At 62.0% G+C, this 17,108-nt stretch carries 14 protein-coding genes; 1 reads left to right on the top strand and 13 read right to left on the bottom strand.

Annotated elements, in window-relative coordinates; translation table 11 throughout:
* Positions 1-58: 58 nt before the first annotated feature.
* The 3 genes from C4K27_RS03545 to C4K27_RS03555 form a co-directional block, all read right to left on the bottom strand.
* Complete coding sequence (locus C4K27_RS03545; RefSeq protein ID WP_053259521.1) at positions 59-1,417, bottom strand: 8-oxoguanine deaminase; 1,359 nt, start codon at positions 1,415-1,417, stop codon at positions 59-61.
* Between the two features lie 285 nt (positions 1,418-1,702).
* Entirely contained in the window at positions 1,703-2,386 is a 684-nt protein-coding gene (locus tag C4K27_RS03550; protein WP_053259522.1) for an SDR family oxidoreductase, read from the bottom strand.
* 25 nt (positions 2,387-2,411) lie between these two features.
* Positions 2,412-2,762, bottom strand: a complete 351-nt coding sequence (locus tag C4K27_RS03555) for a MerR family transcriptional regulator (protein WP_053259523.1) — start codon at positions 2,760-2,762, stop codon at positions 2,412-2,414.
* An 83-nt stretch (positions 2,763-2,845) separates the two neighbouring features.
* Between C4K27_RS03555 and C4K27_RS03560 the strand changes: the two genes are divergently transcribed.
* Positions 2,846-3,268: a hypothetical protein gene (locus C4K27_RS03560; RefSeq protein ID WP_053259524.1), complete on the top strand. Its 423-nt coding sequence runs from the start codon at positions 2,846-2,848 to the stop codon at positions 3,266-3,268.
* 141 nt (positions 3,269-3,409) lie between these two features.
* Here C4K27_RS03560 and acpA read toward each other — a convergent pair whose 3' ends face one another.
* From acpA to C4K27_RS03610, 10 genes are all read right to left on the bottom strand, one after another.
* A complete protein-coding gene (acpA, locus tag C4K27_RS03565) occupies positions 3,410-5,080 on the bottom strand; it encodes an acid phosphatase (protein ID WP_053259525.1) in 1,671 nt (556 codons plus the stop codon).
* Between the two features lie 220 nt (positions 5,081-5,300).
* Entirely contained in the window at positions 5,301-7,781 is a 2,481-nt protein-coding gene (locus C4K27_RS03570; protein ID WP_169834590.1) for a TonB-dependent siderophore receptor, read from the bottom strand.
* 126 nt (positions 7,782-7,907) lie between these two features.
* Complete coding sequence (locus tag C4K27_RS03575) at positions 7,908-8,801, bottom strand: phosphorylase family protein (protein ID WP_053259526.1); 894 nt, start codon at positions 8,799-8,801, stop codon at positions 7,908-7,910.
* A 285-nt stretch (positions 8,802-9,086) separates the two neighbouring features.
* Complete coding sequence (locus tag C4K27_RS03580; protein WP_053259540.1) at positions 9,087-10,148, bottom strand: purine nucleoside permease; 1,062 nt, start codon at positions 10,146-10,148, stop codon at positions 9,087-9,089.
* Positions 10,149-10,200: 52 nt separating this feature from the next.
* A complete protein-coding gene (locus C4K27_RS03585) occupies positions 10,201-10,905 on the bottom strand; it encodes an energy transducer TonB (RefSeq protein ID WP_053259527.1) in 705 nt (234 codons plus the stop codon).
* Entirely contained in the window at positions 10,905-11,312 is a 408-nt protein-coding gene (locus C4K27_RS03590) for an ExbD/TolR family protein (RefSeq protein ID WP_009042032.1), read from the bottom strand. Before C4K27_RS03590 ends, C4K27_RS03585 begins: the two co-directional genes overlap by 1 nt.
* A 30-nt stretch (positions 11,313-11,342) precedes the next feature.
* Positions 11,343-11,957, bottom strand: a complete 615-nt coding sequence (locus C4K27_RS03595; RefSeq protein WP_009042033.1) for a MotA/TolQ/ExbB proton channel family protein — start codon at positions 11,955-11,957, stop codon at positions 11,343-11,345.
* A gap of 1,491 nt (positions 11,958-13,448) precedes the next feature.
* The gene (locus C4K27_RS03600; protein ID WP_009042034.1) at positions 13,449-14,375 is read right to left on the bottom strand and encodes an ABC transporter permease; all 927 of its coding nucleotides are present in this window, start codon (positions 14,373-14,375) and stop codon (positions 13,449-13,451) included.
* Positions 14,375-15,481, bottom strand: coding sequence for an ABC transporter permease (locus C4K27_RS03605; RefSeq protein ID WP_053259528.1), 1,107 nt, complete (start codon positions 15,479-15,481; stop codon positions 14,375-14,377). Before C4K27_RS03605 ends, C4K27_RS03600 begins: the two co-directional genes overlap by 1 nt.
* Before the next feature lie 15 nt (positions 15,482-15,496).
* Positions 15,497-17,062, bottom strand: coding sequence for an ABC transporter ATP-binding protein (locus tag C4K27_RS03610; RefSeq protein ID WP_053259529.1), 1,566 nt, complete (start codon positions 17,060-17,062; stop codon positions 15,497-15,499).
* Between the last annotated feature and the right edge of the window lie 46 nt (positions 17,063-17,108).

Below are 17,108 nucleotides of genomic sequence, written 5' to 3' on the forward strand. Positions count from 1 at the left end.
CTGGAAATGATCGGAACCGGTTCCCTGTAGGAGCGAGCTTGCTCGCGATAACGCCGGATCAGGCGCCGGCGATCAGCTGCCGGGCCGCCTGGCTGTGATCGGCAATCAGGCCCCTCAGATCCAGGCCCTCGACCTGCCCGTCGATCACCCGCCACTGGCCGCCGACCATCACCCGGTCCGCCCGGTCCGCGCCGCACAGCAGCAACGCCGACAACGGATCATGGCTGCCGGAGAAGCGCAGCTCATCGAGCTTGAACAGCGCCAGGTCGGCCTGCTTGCCCACGGCCAGCTCGCCGATATCGCTGCGCCCCAGCAGCCGTGCCGAACCCTGGGTGGCCCAGCCCAGCACCAACTCCGGGGTGATCTTTTCGGCGCCGTAGCGCAGGCGTTGCAGGTACAGGGCCTGACGGGTTTCGAGAATCATGTTCGAGGCGTCGTTCGAGGCCGAGCCATCCACGCCCAGGCCGACGGGCGCGCCGGCGTCGGTCAGTTCCAGGGTCGGGCAGATGCCCGAGGCCAGGCGCATGTTGGAGCTCGGGCAATGGCAGATGCCGGTCCCGGCGGCGCCGAGGCGGGCGATTTCATCGGGGTTGAAATGGATACCGTGGGCCAGCCAGGTCCGTGGGCCGAGCCAGCCGACGCTGTCCAGGTAGTCCACGGTGCGCAGGCCGAAACGTTGCAGGCAGAAGTCTTCCTCGTCGAGGGTTTCCGCCAGGTGGGTGTGCAGGCGCACGTCGAGTTTCTCCGCCAGCTCGGCGCTGGCCGCCATGATCTCTGGGGTTACCGAGAACGGCGAGCAGGGCGCCAGGGCGATCTGGATCTGCGCGCCGGCGCCGCGTTCGTGGTACTCGGCGATCAGCCGCTGGCTGTCGGCGAGAATCACCTCGCCCTGTTGCACGGTCTGCTGCGGCGGCAGGCCGCCATCCGCTTCGCCTAGGCTCATGGAGCCGCGGGTGAGCATGGCGCGCATGCCCAGTTCGCGCACGCTGGCCACCTGCACGTCGATGGCGTTTTCCAGGCCTTCGGGGAACAGGTAGTGGTGGTCGGCGGCGGTGGTGCAGCCCGACAGCAGCAGTTCGGCCAGCGCCACTTTACTGGCCAGGGCGAGTTGCTCCGGGGTCAGCCGGGCCCAGACCGGGTACAGGGTTTTCAGCCAGGGGAACAGCGGCTGGTTGACCACCGGCGCCCAGGCGCGGGTCAGGGTCTGATAGAAGTGGTGATGGGTGTTGATCAGCCCCGGCAGCAGCACATGCTCGCGGGCATCGAAGACCTGCCCACAGGGCTGGGCGGGTTGCTGGCCGGCGCCGAGCACTTCGACGATCAGGTCGTCTTGCAGCACCAGGCCGCCACGGGCGTCGAGGGCATTGCCAGTGAAAATGGCGAGGGGATTCTTTAACCAGGTACGGGTCGCAGGCATGGTGGCCGGCTCCTCTGAAAGTGGGTTCAGGTTAGCCAGCTCAGTGTTGCCCTGTCTGCTGATCCAGGGGCGTCAGGATCGACGCGGGGTGCAGTTTACGGCGAGACCGCGTTGCGGTCTATCGCTGGCCAGCACGCCCTCCGTAGGCGCAAGGCTAGCCCGCGATGACGTCCTGTAGCCGCTGCCGAAGGCTGCGTTCGGCCACGCAGTGGGCGCTGCGATGTCAGCCGCGGGAAGGCTCTTCGCGCCTTATCGCAGCCTCTGGCCGCGGCTACAGGTACTGGCTTACCAGGGAATGGTCTCGCCCTTGTAGTTGACAAAATGGTGCCCGCCCTTGCCGGTATAGGCATTGATCTGCTCGATCAGGCCGCGGGTGCTGGTCTCGACGTCGATGTCCGCGCCTTCGCCGCCCATGTCGGTCTTCACCCAGCCCGGGTGCAGCGACAGCACGGTGAGCTTCTGCTCGAGCTGGGTGACGAAGCTGTTGGTCATGGAGTTCAGCGCTGCCTTGCTGGCCTTGTACAGCGCCAGCTCCGGTGCGTCGGGCATGGTCACGCTGCCCAGTACCGAACTCATGAACGCCAGCACGCCGCTGTCCGGACGGATTTGTGGGAGGAAACGCTGGGCCAGGTTGATCGGCGCCACGGCGTTGGTGAAGAACAGCTGGCCGACTTCCGCGAGGGTCGCCTTGCCTGGCGTCTGGTCGTCCGGCCCCTTGACCCCGGCGTTGACGAACAGCAGGTCGAACACTTCGCCTTTGAGCTTCTGGTTCAGGGCGATCACCGCCTGCTGGTCGTCCATGTCCAGTTGCTCGATACGGACCGGGCCCAGGGCCTTGAGCGCCTCGGCTTTTTGCGGGTTGCGCACGGTGGCGGTGACCTGCCAGCCAGCGTCCAGCAGACGTTGCACCAGGCCCAGGCCCAGGCCTCTGGAGGCGCCGATGATCAGTGCGGTTTTTGGCGTAGACATGCGGGGATTCCTTGATGAGTGAAGATCATGGATTTAATGGGCAACGCTGGCCGAGCCGCTGTCGCAGCTCCTGGCGCAACTCGCCCAGTTCGCTGATGCGGGTCTCGATCAGGGTCAGTTTGTCTTGCAGCAGCTGCGTCACGGCGCTGTCCGGATCGCTGGCATGCCAGATCGCGGCAACGCTGCTGCCGATCTCGCCGAGGCTGAAGCCCAGGCGCTGCGCGGTCTTGATGTAGAGCACCAGCTGCACCATGTCGCTGGGGTATTCACGATAGCCGTTGGCGCTGCGTTGCGCCGCGATCAACCCGCGCTGCTCGTAGAAACGCAGGGTATCGCGGCTGACGGCGCAGGCCTGGGCAAGTTCACCGATGCGCATGCTGGAGTCTCGGAAGGGCTTGACCCTGGAGCATACTCCAGGCTTTAGCTTGTGTGCTCCTTGAATATCCGGAGCGATCCTTTATGTGGAGCACAGCGCAATACCGTCAATTGGTGCGGGCCAGCGGTTGGTACGACCTGATCGTCACCGCCGCCTTTGTCACCCCCTGGAGCTTTCTCGCCCTGCACGGCCTGATGCAGCAGTGGAGCCGGGCCCTCGACCTGCCCGGCGCACTGCCGCCGTTCGAGCCCATGCACATGCTGATGGTCAACCTGATGGGCTCGATCGTCTGCGTGTGGTCGGTGCTGCGCATCCGCGATCCGCAGTTGGCCTTCGGACGTTACGACGCCGCCGGCCGGCTGCTGTTCGCTACCTGGCAGATCTACGCCCTGGCCCAGGGCGGCATGGCCTTGATCGGCGTGATCCTGTTTTTCGAGCTGGCCTGGGCGGTGGCGCAGTTGTGGCCGGTCCGTGGTGAACCGCGTGCGATTCCTGGCGTGGCCTGAAGCATCGTCGCACGGCTGGCTCCTACAGAGGCAGGAGCCGGCAGCTCGACGATGGCGTCGCAGCGAATGCAGGGGATGAGCAAGGCCGCCCAGAATCCGATCCACTGGACGTCTGCCGCAGTCAGTCCTTTCCGGCGCGGGCTAATCGAACTGCAGCGCATTGGTCAGGTCGCCCATGGGTGTCTGGTCCCGGGCGGCCATGGCCTCGTCACGCAGTTTCAGGCCATCGAGCTTTTCCAGGTCGAAGACCCGGGTCACCAGGCGCAGGATCGATGCCGTGTCATACACCGTGTGATCCACCGTTCCCTTGCGGGCGAAGGGTGACACCACCAGGGCCGGAATGCGGCTGCCCGGGCCCCAGCGATCACCCTTGGGCGGGGCCACGTGGTCCCACCAGCCGCCGTTCTCGTCGACCGTGACAATCAGCACCATGTTGTTCCACTGCGGACTGTCCTGCAGGGTCTTGATCGCGTGGACCAGATGGCGGTCGCCCGCGGCGACATCTGCGTACCCGGCATGCATGTTGAGGTTGCCCTGGGGCTTGTAGAAGCTCACGCTCGGCAGCTTGCCGGCCAGGGCGTCGGCGAAGAACCGGTTCGTCGACGGGTCGTCGCCCAGGCCGCCGTCGCGCAGGCGCCTGGCGCGTTCGCCGGGGTGTTCCGGGCCTTGCTGGCGGAAGTAGTTGAAGGGTTGGTGGTGGTACTGGAAGTTGGGGATTTTCGGGATCGCGCTCGAGCCGCTGAACTCATCCAGGGTGGCCTGCCAGCCACCGGCGTACCAGGCCCAGTCGATGTTCCTTTGCGACAGCTTGTCGCCGATGTGCTCGTGGTGTTGCGCAACCAGCACGAAGGGCAGGTCCGGTTTGGAATAGTCCGGCCGTTGTGGGTCGCGTTGCCAGGTTGGCCAGTAGGGCGGGGCGAAGGTGTTGACCGCGTAACCGTCCGGGGTGAGCGCGCAGGGGCCGAACTGGGCGGGGCCGTCCATGGCGCTGGCGGGCGAGTCGGCCAGGGGTTTGAGCCGCGGGTCGCTGGGGTCGTCGCTGTGCAGGCTGGCGATCTGCGCCTTGGCCACTGAGTTGCGGGCGTTCGGATAGTGCGGCACCGCCGCCGAGATCAGGTATTGGTGGTTCAGGTATGAACCGCCAAAGGCGCCCTGGAAGAAGTTGTCGCAGAGCACGAACTGCCGCGCGATATCCCACAGGCGAAGGGTATAGCGGCTTTGCCTGTAGTGCCCCATGGTCAGGCCGCCGGAGTCGGACCAGGCGGCGAACCGGTCATTCATGCCACCGTTGATCTGCATCTGGTTCTGGAAGAACTCGTGGGACAAATCGCGGGTCACCAGGCTCAGCGGCAGGTCCTCGGCATTCGGGCCTTTGAGGGCGAACGGCGCGTTCGGCAGGTCCTGCTGAAATGGCACGCCAGCCGGGTAGGTCACGCCATCCACGGTCTGTGGTCCCAGATGCAGGGTGCCGCCCCAGACCGGGGGCAGGATTCGCAGCAGGCTGCCGTCGCGGTCGCGCTGCTGGTAAGCGGCGGGCTCGAGGCTGGAAAGAGGCTGTTCGAGGCCGGGGAAATCGGCGAACAGGTTGTTGAAGCTACGGTTCTCGGCATAGATCACCACCACCGTCTTGACGTGGTTGCGCAGTGCCCTGTCCAGCTCGGCAGCGGACAGGGGGCGCTTGACCGGTGCCTGGGGCGCATCGCTGTTGGGCGTGCAGCCGCTGAGCGCGGCGCCGGCACCCAGTACCGCGGCACCGGCGAGAAAGTGGCGACGGCGGGGATCGATCGGGGTTTCAGGGTCGTTGTGGTTCATTACAGGTCTTCCACCTAAGTTGCAGGGCATCCGTTCATGGCGCGTTGGAACTCATGCCGCCAGGCGGCTGGCGCATTTGTCATGAATGCCGCGCCAGCTATTGAGCGGACGCGAAGGGGGAGCGCGGCGCTGAGGTCGGCCATGGGCGAGTCGCCGAATGCTTGAAATCCATCTGCTATGAGGAGGCCCCGGGCGGGGCCTCCCTGGTTAGCCAGCGAGATCAGAACTTGTAAACGAAGCTGGCGGTGTAGGTACGCGGAGCGGAAGGGAACACCAGGGTCGAGTCGAACAGGTTGGCGGAAGTGAAGTACTTCTCGTTGAACAGGTTGTTGACGGTAAACAGCGCTTCCCAGGACTTTTCGGAGTAGCCCACCGAGCCGTTCCACACGGTGTAGTCAGGCAGCTTGATCTGCTTCTGGTTGTCCGCCCATTGCTCGTCTACCCAGGTGAAGCCCAGGCTGGCGTTCACACGGCCACCCCAAGGGGTCGGCTGGGTGTAATTGCCATACAGGCTGGTTACCCATTCCGGTACGCCGCCACGATCGTATTCGCCGCCCAGCACCTGGCCGGTTGGGTCGAAGAAGCGGAAGCCGTAGAGTTGCGACGGATCCAGGCCATAGGCTTGGGCGACAGCGGCGGTATTGAGCACGGTGAAAGGCTGCCCTTTCTCGCGCACCTTCTGTTTGGTCGCCGAGGCGGTCATGGAGAAGTTCTGGTTGAGCATCCAGCGCAACTCACCTTCGTACCCCTTGCCGTTGACCAGCACGGTGCTGCCGTTTTGCGAGTCGCGGTAGGTCTTCTCCTGGTCGTAGTAGGCCAGCGCGGCGTAGACGTTGCCGTTCTCGCTGTTGTACTTGATGCCGTACTCGCGCAGTTTCGAGTCCTGCAGGTAGTTGCCGCTGGAGACGTCCGACGCCGTTACGCCACCCGCCTGGTTGGCCGACAGCGCGGTCGACTCGGCGTAGGTGAAGTAAGGGATGAACCCCCACGGTGTCTTGTACGAGAGGCTGGCGCTGAACGAGTCAGTGGTGTTGTGGTTGGTGGCTTTGTCCGGGCGCCCGTCGCCATTGGCATCGCCGACCAGATCGCCATTGGTGGCCTGGGCCTTCTCTTTGGCCTTGGCGTCGTAGTAGTCGAAGCGATAGCCCAGCAGCAGGTTCCAGTTCTGCCAGTTCATGTCGGACAGCATGAACGCGCCGGTGTTTTTGGTGATGGATGCGCTCTGGGTATTGAAGTTGCGTCGGTACATGCCGGGGGCAATCTCGACGTTGCCGGTATGGCCGATGTCGAAGCTGTCGTCCGGTGTCGGCCCGACATTCAGGTCGCGGCGGTCGAGGATCTCATCGAGGTAGGACTCTCGGTCGATGGCGCTGTAGTAGCGATAGTTGACGCCGACGACGTTGGACGTGCTGACCTCTCCGATCTGCAGCGGGAAGCTCAGGCTGACCTTGTCTTCCCAGGTGTAGGCGTCGTAGTCGGCGGTGAAGCCATAGCTGGTGTATTTGTTGTGGTCCAGGGAGTCGTAGAAGAACTGGTTCTTGAGCTCCATGTCATTGTCCAGCGACCAGATAAGGTCGAAGTACGCCGTGGCGGCCTTGCTTTCGCCCTTGTCCTTCTTGTCGGTGAACACCTTGTTGCGGTCGAGCTTGGTGGTCCCGGGGTTGCTCAATGCCGCGTTCGGGTCTTTCGGGTCGAAGAAGCAGTTGCTGTAGTTCAGGCAGAAAACGTCCAGCTTGGAGTTGCCGCTGCCTGGTGGAAAACCGACGCCCGGGCTGATGTTGTTGCGTACATCGTCAGGGAACAGCACATCGCCCCTTGAGCTCATCTTGGACGGCGCGCCGGTGATGTAGGTGTCGTGGTCGATCAGGTCCTGGGTGACCCGGTTCCATCCAGGGTTCTGGATGCGTTTGGCTTTCAGGTACTGGCCGCCGAACTCGGTCCGCAGGTTGTCGGTGAGGTCCATGTCGAAGGCGATCTGGCCGATGGTCGACTTGGGTTCGACGTTGTCGAAGTAGCTTTTCGAGTCCTCCTGCTCGAAGAAGCCATAGACGCCACCCTGGCGGCCACCCAGCTCAAAGGGCGAGCCGCCTTCGGCGGTGGTGATGTACTGGTCATAGGAGCCCACGGTCACACCGAATTGCCCGGTAGGTTTTTCGATGAACTTGGAGGTTCCCGACTTCGAGGATTTCGGGTTGAAGTTCATGTAGCCGCCGACCTTGCCGGCGCCGTAGATGGGCGAAACCGGGCCACGCACGATATCGACCGAACTGGCGGCGCGGATCGGCGTTGCATAGTTGCCAGGGTTCTCTACCCGCTTGAAACCCCGGAAGTAGTTATCCGCGGCATCGCCACGCAGGCTCAGCGCTCCCGGCACTCCGAAGAAGGAGCTGGTGTAGGCTCCCGGGGCAAGGCGAACCAGGTCGTTGATATCGCGCAAGCCGTAGTTTTCGATCAGGTCGGACGACACATCCGACACCGAGCGCGGGGTTTCGGCGATGGACTTGCCCAGGCCGAAAACGCTCTTCACCGGCTGGCTGGGCATGATGCCCATGGTGTCTTCGACACTCTCCTTGAGAATGTAGTCCTCAAGTTCGACTGTCTCTTTCTGATCCTCGGCCATGGCCTGTCCGCCGAGAATCTGCACAGCAGCCGCAACTGCCAGGGCCAGTTTTTGCGGGTGACGCCAGTTATATGTACCCATGGAACACTCCCCTACTACATTTGCTTTTATGTAAAAGTTGTTGAACGACAGGCGAGTGCGTACAGGCAGAAACACAAGGTGTTCCTGCCGTACTTGCACAGCCTTCTAGAGCAAGTTGAAGTTCGCTTACTTCTTCTCTGAGGTCATTTCCGGGTGAATACGCAAACTGTCGCCGACCCGCGGCTTATTGCCGATGGCGGCAATCTTCGGCAAGGACTCCAGAACGATTTCCAGGCAAACCGGATTAAGCCGTGGGTAAACTTCGCGAATGGTGTCCCATGTCCAGTTACCCAGGCCTTCGGCTGGATTGGAGATGGCGATCAGCGAGGCATAGTTGATCCCGGCCATTCGCGCATAGATCACTTCCGAACCCACGCTCATGGTCACCAGGTCGCCGCCCATCTTGGCCAGCATGCGCACTTCCGCGGCCGTTTCGAAACGCCCGCCGCGGGTTTGCATGATCACCCCGCTCTTGTGCAGGTTGATCCCGGCGACGGGAGCGTCTCCACGGTTCAGGCGTTTCTGCGTCTCATCGATCAGGATGTCGCGAAGAATGGGATCCATGGCCGGCGTATAGCGCGGAACCGGATGGTCGCCCTTGCGGTAGATGGCATCCGGCAGAGCCAGTGGCCGGTCGATGTTGAAGTCGATGACGTCATCGGCCACTACCAGATCGTGGAGTTTCATTGCCGGATTGATACCGCCGGCTGTTGCCCCGCCAATCGCATCACGAACCCGTAGCTGGTAAAGGGCGGCCCAGGTTTCGACGATCTTTCCGTCGCCATGCATGTTGATGTAATAGAACGGAACGTTTTTATAGTTGCCGCAATAAATAGTTGGCGAAGTTCCGGCTGGAGTTTCAAGGGTGAAGGACTCCTTGAGTTTTCCGGACTTCAACATGGCATCGTTGATGAAGGTACCGCCGATCACCGCAATATCGGCCTTGCACGGAACCGCGGGGGTAGCGGCCCAGGCCGTTACCGATAAGCATCCCAGTAATAAACCCACGAGGATTTTCATAAAACACCTCTTCACTTAGTTGTAAGTCCTGCCGTTTTCCAGGCAAGGCGTGGCCGTCATGCGGGTTAGTTGAACGTCAGCTAACGGGCATGGGTGTTAAGCGTCAGCGCCGGCAACGCGCTGGCTGGTTATTGTCCGAACCGGTAAACAGCGGCTTCAGTCGCCAGGAAGTGTGTTCAAACAACGAGTGCGGTTATCAAGTACATCCGCCTGTCAGTGCTCGATCGTGCTTCTCGGGTCATGGCCTGGATTGTTTTATGGCGTTCACCAGGCCGGGTCATGAGTTCAGTGTCCCGGCAGGGTCTGGGAATACAGCTCCCAGTTTCCCGTCAGCACGTTGATCACCGTGCTGCCCACTCGATAGGCGGCTTCGAGCGAGGGCCGCATGCCGACGAAACCCGCCTGGTCATGAGCCATGCTTTGCGCGGCGCTCATGCCGGTCGGCTGCATGGTGTAGTTACTGGCGGTACGCAATACCAGCACGCGGTCCAGGTCCACCTTCGCTGCCTTGCTCAGGAAACTGAGGGACTGCAGGGTTCCGCTGTCCTCCATGGCGGAGGTCACGAATTGCCCTTTGCCGTCGGTCCAGTACTTGACCCAGTCACCGGCCCAGTCGTTGAGCCGCGCGCCGTGCCAGAATGTCGAGGAGGCGAGGTTATCGCCTTTCATGACCTTGGCCGGCAGGACGGCCTGGGGGAAACCCTTGAACTGTTGGCGAAACGCTGCCAGGTCCTGGTTTTCTACCAGCGGCACGTCTTTCGTCAGGTTGTAGGCCCAGTCCACCAGTCGACCATTGAGCTTGTAGACTTCGCCGATGCTGTCCGAACGTGGCTGGGCATAAGGCGTTGCGCGAAAGAACGGGGTGTAGCCGGTTTTCCAGTCCTTGGGGATTTCCCGCGCATCGATCTCGTGCGCCAGGTCACCGTCCACCACATAGTTGGCCCAGGCCGCCGAGCCGATGGAGCCTTTGTGCGGATTGATGCCGGCAATGCCTGCAACCAGCCAGTACGCCTTGCTCAAGTCAAAGCGCGGATCCATGCCCAGGGCCATTACCGACGCCGCCGCACGGGCAGTGCCCATGCCGGTCACCGTTGCCAGGACGCCGGTTTCAGGGTTCAGGCATACGTCATGAAAGCCCTGGGCGAGTGGCATGCACTGATTCAGGCCGGCGCGCTCACGCCAGAACTGAAACTCGCCAGGGTTGTCTCCCTGATCCTGGCCGACCTCGAACATGCTCAGGACCACGGCCTTGATCTGAATCGGCTGCCCGGCGGCCTGGGTTGCTCCGCCTGCGCCCAGGCAGCACAGCGCGGCAGCGAGTGCGCCACTGGTTTTACGTGTCGTCATCATCTTGATTCCTTGGCAGAGGGCATGCGCTCCGCGCGCACCCTCCACGGGCTTATTTCAGGTCGAACCTGACCGTCTGTTTAGCGCGCTGCTCCACGGCCGCGCCATTGACCATTCGCGGCTGGAACTTCCAGCGTTTCACCGCGTTGATCGCGGCCTCGTCGAACAGTTTGCGTGGTTTCGACTCGAGTACCTTGGCGCTGGCAACCGTGCCGTCCGGGCGGATCGCAAGTTCCAGCACCACATAGCCCTCGATCTTGGCCTGCCGGGCATCACGCGGATAAACCGGTGCCTGCTGATCCAGGGCGACCGCGTCGGTGCTGCTCGACGGCGTGGGCGGTGGTGGCGGCGGTGGCGGAGTAACCGGTGGTGGCGGTGTCGGCGCAGGGGGCGGCGGCACGGGCTGTTGCGGTTTGGGCTCCGGTTTGGGTTTCGGTTTCTCCGGCGTGACCTTCTTCGCAGGCGCAGGCTTTTTCACCGGCGCAGGCGGCGGTGGAGGCGGAGGTGGAGGTGGAGGTGGCGGTGGCGGTGCAGGCGGTGGTGGAGGAGGCACTTGCACCATGGTCACCTTGGTCACCTTCGGCGGCTCTTCAACTACCGGCTGCCTGGCCTCGATCAGGCTCAGCAACGTGATACCCAATGCAACCGCCAGCACAGCCAGGCCGATAGCCGCCGGCATCGACAGGTGATGGTCGACATGATGGTCGTCGGAGGCCCACAAGGCCCCTCGCCGTACGTTGGGGGTCAGGTCGTTCATCAGTTTTGCGTCGCCAGGCCAATAGCACTGATACCGGCAGCGCGTACCAGATCCATTGTGTGCACGATGCTTTCATATTGGGTGCCACGATCGCCGGCGATCACCACATCCAGTTTTCCGCTGTTCTGCATCTCGGTGAGCCGGCTCGTCAGCTGTTCGTCGCTGATGGGCTGGCCATCGACAAACAAGCCACCGTCGTTGGAGACGCCGATATTGAGCGTGACCGACTCGATCGCTTCTTGCGAAGAGGACTGCGGCAACTCCAGGGTGATACCGGTGCCCTGGATCATCTCGATCATGATGAGTACGAAGAACACCAACAGAAACATCATCACGTCGATCATCGGAATGATTTCGATGCGGGCTTTCTCTTCATGTCCGAGATAGTTTGATCTCTTGCTAGCCATGACTATTTCTCCGAGTGGCGTAGGTATTAATCAACCCTTGGCCAAGCGCCCAACCAGCATGGACTTGATCAGTTCCATCTGATTGACGACCAGGCGGATACGCTTGTTGAAGTGATTGAGAAAAATCACGCAGACGATGGCGATGCATAAACCGACAGCGGTGGCGACCAGCGCATGGGCAATAGGCCCGGTTACCGAACTGACTTTCTGCGATGTATTGGCCGCCAATACACTGAACACCTGGATCATATGAATGATGGTGCCGAGCAGTCCAAGCAGCGGGCCTAAAGTTACACAGGTATCCAGTACCCAGAGATTGCGGTCCAGTCGCGGAATCTGAATCATGATGGTTTCATCGATATCCCGTTCTAGTGCCTCTTCGGACTTTCCGTGAGACTCCACTGCGGCCAATACCAACTTGCCTTGGGCACTTTTACTGTAGTGATCTGCAACTTTCTTGACATCGGCCAGGTTGTCCTGGTTTACCCGCTTCAAGTCCAGATCAAGACTTTGTCCCAGTTTGATGCTGGTACTGAAGAAGAAGTAGCGTTCGATGATCACGGCGATCCCGATGATGAATACCACCACCATCAGTGGAATGAGCCCCCAAGAGTCTTTGGAGTACTGAATGACATCTTCTAACATGTGAAATCCTTCATTAACGTTGAAATACATACTCGGTAGCAGGTACTGGACCGGCGTTGCGAGGCCTTGGCACAGGTGCTCGGCACGCCTCTGTGGAGGGTCAGGTGGAGCGAGCGAATGGGTCTTTGCAAAAACCTGACCAACAGTTCAGCTTAAACCTTTCAGCATGTTAAAAATCTTCGAAAACAGCTCTAAATAGGCAGTCTTGGTCGATAAAGATTGGCTTCTTCCTGACGAGTGGTTTTGGCCGGGGAAAATGGCTTGAGATCGATTTTCAATACGCCGCCGCAGAGCCTTTGTATCCGCCCCAACATGAAACGCCTCGCACCGTTTTGTGTCCGTTACTCGGCGCCAGGATTCGGATACAAAGGGTGGCCGGTCGCTGGAAGTGCTTGAAAACAGGCTCTATATCTCGAACCGAAGCTATCCTCGTCAGCCTGGATGACGGGGTATTCGGCAGGCTGCAAGGTCGTACCGGTATGAAGGGCCCAACCTGTCTGAAACGGGATTCGCGTTTTTTCGATAGGTCGTGCAGGGGCAAATCCGGAAAGACTTGATCGGGCCGTGGCCGGAGATTCAATAAGCCGTGGCAGGGCCCTTTCGCTTGTCCGGCTGTCCTGAGTAAAGGTCAATCTTGTTGATTGCATGCATACCCCTGGCTTTTGTTCTGATAAATAAAAAACCGGCGATGAATGACTTCGCCGGAAAAGACATCCTTGTCTGTGGAGGAGAACTCTTCACTTCTTTGAGCAAGAAGTGAAATCGAATAAAAAAGTCGACAACAGTTACCCGTGCCGACATAAAGCAAAACCTGCTACTTCATCAGTAGCCTGTATTGCTAGGAGTCCGGCCACTTGGGAGATAAGCCGGAAATCGGTGGAGCCGATACTGGAATAAATGGGTAGGACTCAGATCTTTCTATACGGTCAATTGAGATAGACGCTCCGGTCTTTCCTCGGTCCCTCGCACGAGAGTAATAGGCTGGTGTCATGCACTTCTTCAACGGTGGAAAATCAAATAGTCCTGCCTGTGAATATCGTGCGCGGTTACTTCAGTTGAACGCCAAGCCTGCCTGTTCAAAGTGTTTGTCAGTTGTTGAAAGTAAAAGTGGAACTCACGTCCAAAAAAGTTAACCATTGGGTCAGCTTAATCGTTTAAGCAGAAAGCGGGCCAATTTCCTGGGATGTGCCGGATAGAGGGTTTGCGGGCGAAAAGTAAATGACCTTGGCTGCGGATCCAGGGATAAGCGGTCGCTATTCGGCAATCGGGTGGCTGTTTTCATTTATGGTTGCGCACCCAAGCGGCGCCTGGTGCGCGGGTATGGGGCGCCATTCATCCGTCCTTGTCAGGCGGAAGTCATGGACGTTGGGTGATAGGGACTGCTAGCCCTTTCTGCAGTTGCCTGGGCTAGGGCCGGGGGCTGAGGGGAGGTGTTGCGAGGTGGGGGCATGGGCTGTCAGGCAGCCCATGCCGATAGTGAAAAGTCTTCGATCAGTGACCTGCCTGCCACGGCTGCCCCAGCGACACCGGCGCATACAGGCGGGTGCGCAGCGCATCCCGGGACAGCAGCACCAGCACCAGGATGGTCGCGGCATACGGCAGCATCGCCAGCAAGTTCGAAGGGATCGCCAGGCCCAGGCCTTGCGCCACCAGGTGCAGGATGCTGGCGAGGCCGAAAAGGTAGGCGCCGAGCAGCAGGCGCCACACTCGCCAGCTGGCGAACACCACCAGCGCCAGGGCGATCCAGCCGCGCCCGGCGCTCATGTTTTCCGCCCACATCGGTGTGTAGGCCAGGGACAGGTAAGCCCCGGCCAGGCCAGCCATGGCGCCGCCGAACAGTACCGCCAGGGTGCGTACCCGCAGCACCGGCAGGCCCATGGCGCTGGCCGCGTCGGGGTTTTCGCCGACCGCCTGGATGATCAGGCCGACCCGGCTTTTCAGGATCACCCAGGCCACCAGGGCGAACAGGGCGAAGGACAGGTAGACCAGCAGGTCCTGGGCAAACAGCATGCGCCCGATCAAGGGGATTTCGCTCAGCAGCGGAATCGCCATCGGCTCGAATCCGGCCAGGGGTTTACCGACCCAACTGGCGCCGACGAAGCTCGACAGCCCGACCCCAAAGATGGTCAGCGCCAGGCCGGTGGCCACCTGATTGGCGTTGAACACCAGCGCCACCAGGGCGAACAGCGATGACAGCAGCATCCCGGCGAGCATCGCCAGCAGTACGCCGAGCCACAGGTTGCCGCTGTTCAGGGCGACGATAAAACCGATCACCGCGCCAAACAGCATCATGCCTTCCTGGCCGAGGTTGAGGACGCCGCTCTTCTCGCAGATCAGTTCGCCCAGGGCCACCAGCAGCAGCGGCGTACCGCAGCGGATCATGGCGTAGAAAATATTGCTCAACAGATCGATATCCATCACAGCGCTCCTGCCTGCACGGAAGGGTTGGTGGCGCGACGTGCCCAACGCAGGTTCAGGCGCGGCCGATAGAGAATCAGCACGTCACTGGCCAGCAGGAAGAACAGCATCATGCCCTGGAACAACTGGGTGATGGCTTGCGGCAGGTTGAGGCTCATCTGCGCGTTCTCGCCGCCGATGTACAGCAGCGCCATCAGCAGGCTGGAGAACAGAATGCCGATCGGGTGCAGGCGGCCGAGAAAGGCCACGGTGATCGCCGCATAGCCATAGCCGGGCGATACCTGGGGCACCAGCTGGCCGATGGGGCCGGTGACTTCGCACACCCCGGCTAGGCCGGCCAGCCCACCGCTGATCAGCAGCGCCAGCCAGATCAGGCGCTTCTCGCGAAAACCGACGAAGCCGGCGGCGCGCTTGTCCAGCCCCAGCACCTTGATCTGGAACCCGACGAAGCTTTTTTGCAGCAGCACCCACACCGCCACCAGGGCCAGCAGGGCGAAATACACCCCGGCATGCACCCGGCCGTCTTCCAGGAGCAGCGGCAGGCGGCTGGCATCGCCGAACATCGCCGACTCGGGGAAGTTGAACCCGGCCGGGTCTTTCAGCGGCCCATGCACGCAGTACAGCAGCAGGTTCAGGGCGATGTAGTTGAGCATGATGCTGGTGAGGATTTCATTGGCGTTGAAGTGCGTGCGCAACCAGGCGGTGAGGCCGGCCCAGGCGGCGCCGGCCAGGGTGCCGGTGAGCAGGATCAGCACCAGCGCCCAGCGGCTTTGCAGGTCGATGATGTTCACCGCCAGGGCGCTGCCGGCCAGGGCGCCGAGTAGAAGTTGGCCTTCGGCGCCGATGTTCCAGATCCGCGCCTGATACGCCACGGCCAGGCCGAGGGCGCAGAGCAGGATCGGCAGGGCCTTGACCAGCAGTTCGGAGACGCCATACAGGTCGCTGATCGGGGCGATCAGCAAGGTGTGCAGGGTTTCCAGCGGGTCGTGGCCCAGGGTGATGAACAGCAGCGAGCCACAGCCCAGGGTCAGGGCCGCGGCCAACAGCGGCGAGCACCAGAGCATCAGGCGCGATTGCTGGCCGCGGGGTTCGAGAGAAAGCAGCATAAATAAACAGCTCCGTTACGCTGGCTGAGCGGATAAGTGGACGGGGGTATCGAACTGGCCGGCCATCCAGCCGCCGACTTCGACCAGGCTGGTGTCCGCGGTGGCCTTGAGGGCCGACAGGCGACCGCTGCACAGGGCCGCCAGGCGATCGCTGATCTGGAACAGTTCATCGAGGTCTTCGGAGATCACCAGGATCGCCGCGCCCGCATCGCGCAGGGCCACCAGGGCCCGGTGGATAGTCGCGGCGGCGCCGACGTCGACGCCCCAGGTCGGGTGCGCGGCGATCAGCAGCCTGGGGTGCTGGAGGATTTCCCGGCCGAGGATGAATTTCTGCAGATTGCCGCCGGACAGGCTGCGGGCGGCGGTCTGGCTGTCCGGCGTTTTCACCGCGAAGCGGCGAATGATGTCTTCGGCCAGGGCCAGCACTTTGCCGCGCTGGATCAGGCCTTTGCTCACCAGCCCTTGCTGGAAGGCGGTCAGCAGGGCGTTGTCCGCCAGGCTCAGTTCCGGCACGGCGCCGTGGCCCAGGCGCTCGGCCGGGACGAACGCCAGGCCCAGCCCGCGACGGGCGTCGGGGCGCAGGTGGGCGATGGCTTGCCCGGCGAAGCGCAGGGTGGAAGCGGTGGCACGGCCAAGACGCTGTTCGCCGCTGAGCAGGGCCAGCAGTTCGTCCTGGCCATTGCCGGCGACCCCGGCGATGCCGACGATTTCACCGCTGCGCACGTCCAGGTCGATGTCCTGGAGTGAGCAGCCGAACGGGTCCGGATTGGGCCAGGACAGTTTCTGTACCTGCAGGAAGGCCTCGCCGCCCTTGGCCTTCGGGTAATCGGTGATCAGGCCCGCGGCTTCGCCGACCATCAGCCGCGCCAGTTCCTGGTCCGAGCATTCGGCGGGTATGCAGTGCCCGGCCACCCGTCCACCGCGCAGCACCGTGGCGCTGTGGCACAGGGCGCGGACTTCGCCGAGCTTGTGGCTGATGAACAGAATGCTGCAGCCCTCGCTGGCCAGACGGCGCAGGGTGACGAACAGTTCGTCGGCCTCCTGGGGCGTCAGCACCGAGGTCGGTTCGTCGAGGATCAGCAGGCGGATGTCCTGCATCAGGCAGCGAATGATCTCCACCCGCTGGCGTTCGCCGATGGACAGGCTGTGCACCAGGCGTTCCGGCTCCAGGGCCATGCCGTAGCGCTGCGAGACCTGGCGGATCTTCGGTTCCAGCTGCTTCGGCGTACCGGCCGCGGCGCCCATGGCCAGGGCGATGTTCTGCGCCACGGTCAGGGTCTCGAACAGCGAGAAATGCTGGAACACCATGCCGATCCCCAGGCTGCGCGCCTGGGCCGGATTGCGCATGAGCTGATGCTGCCCCTGCCAGATCACCTCGCCCGAGTCAGCCTGGGTCACCCCGTAGATGATTTTCATCAGGGTGCTTTTGCCGGCGCCGTTTTCACCGAGCAGGGCGTGGATTTCCCCCGGCTGGATACTCAGGTCGATCCCGTCGTTGGCCAGGCAACCGGGATAATGCTTGGTGATTCCGCGCAGTTGCAGGCGGGGTGTTGTAGCGGGGATGGGAACAGGGTTTGGCATGACGGACTCGGGTTGCTGAACGTTATGCCGGTGGATAAAGCAATTT

The organism is Pseudomonas chlororaphis subsp. chlororaphis, from assembly GCF_003945765.1.
Lineage (GTDB): Bacteria > Pseudomonadota > Gammaproteobacteria > Pseudomonadales > Pseudomonadaceae > Aquipseudomonas > Aquipseudomonas chlororaphis.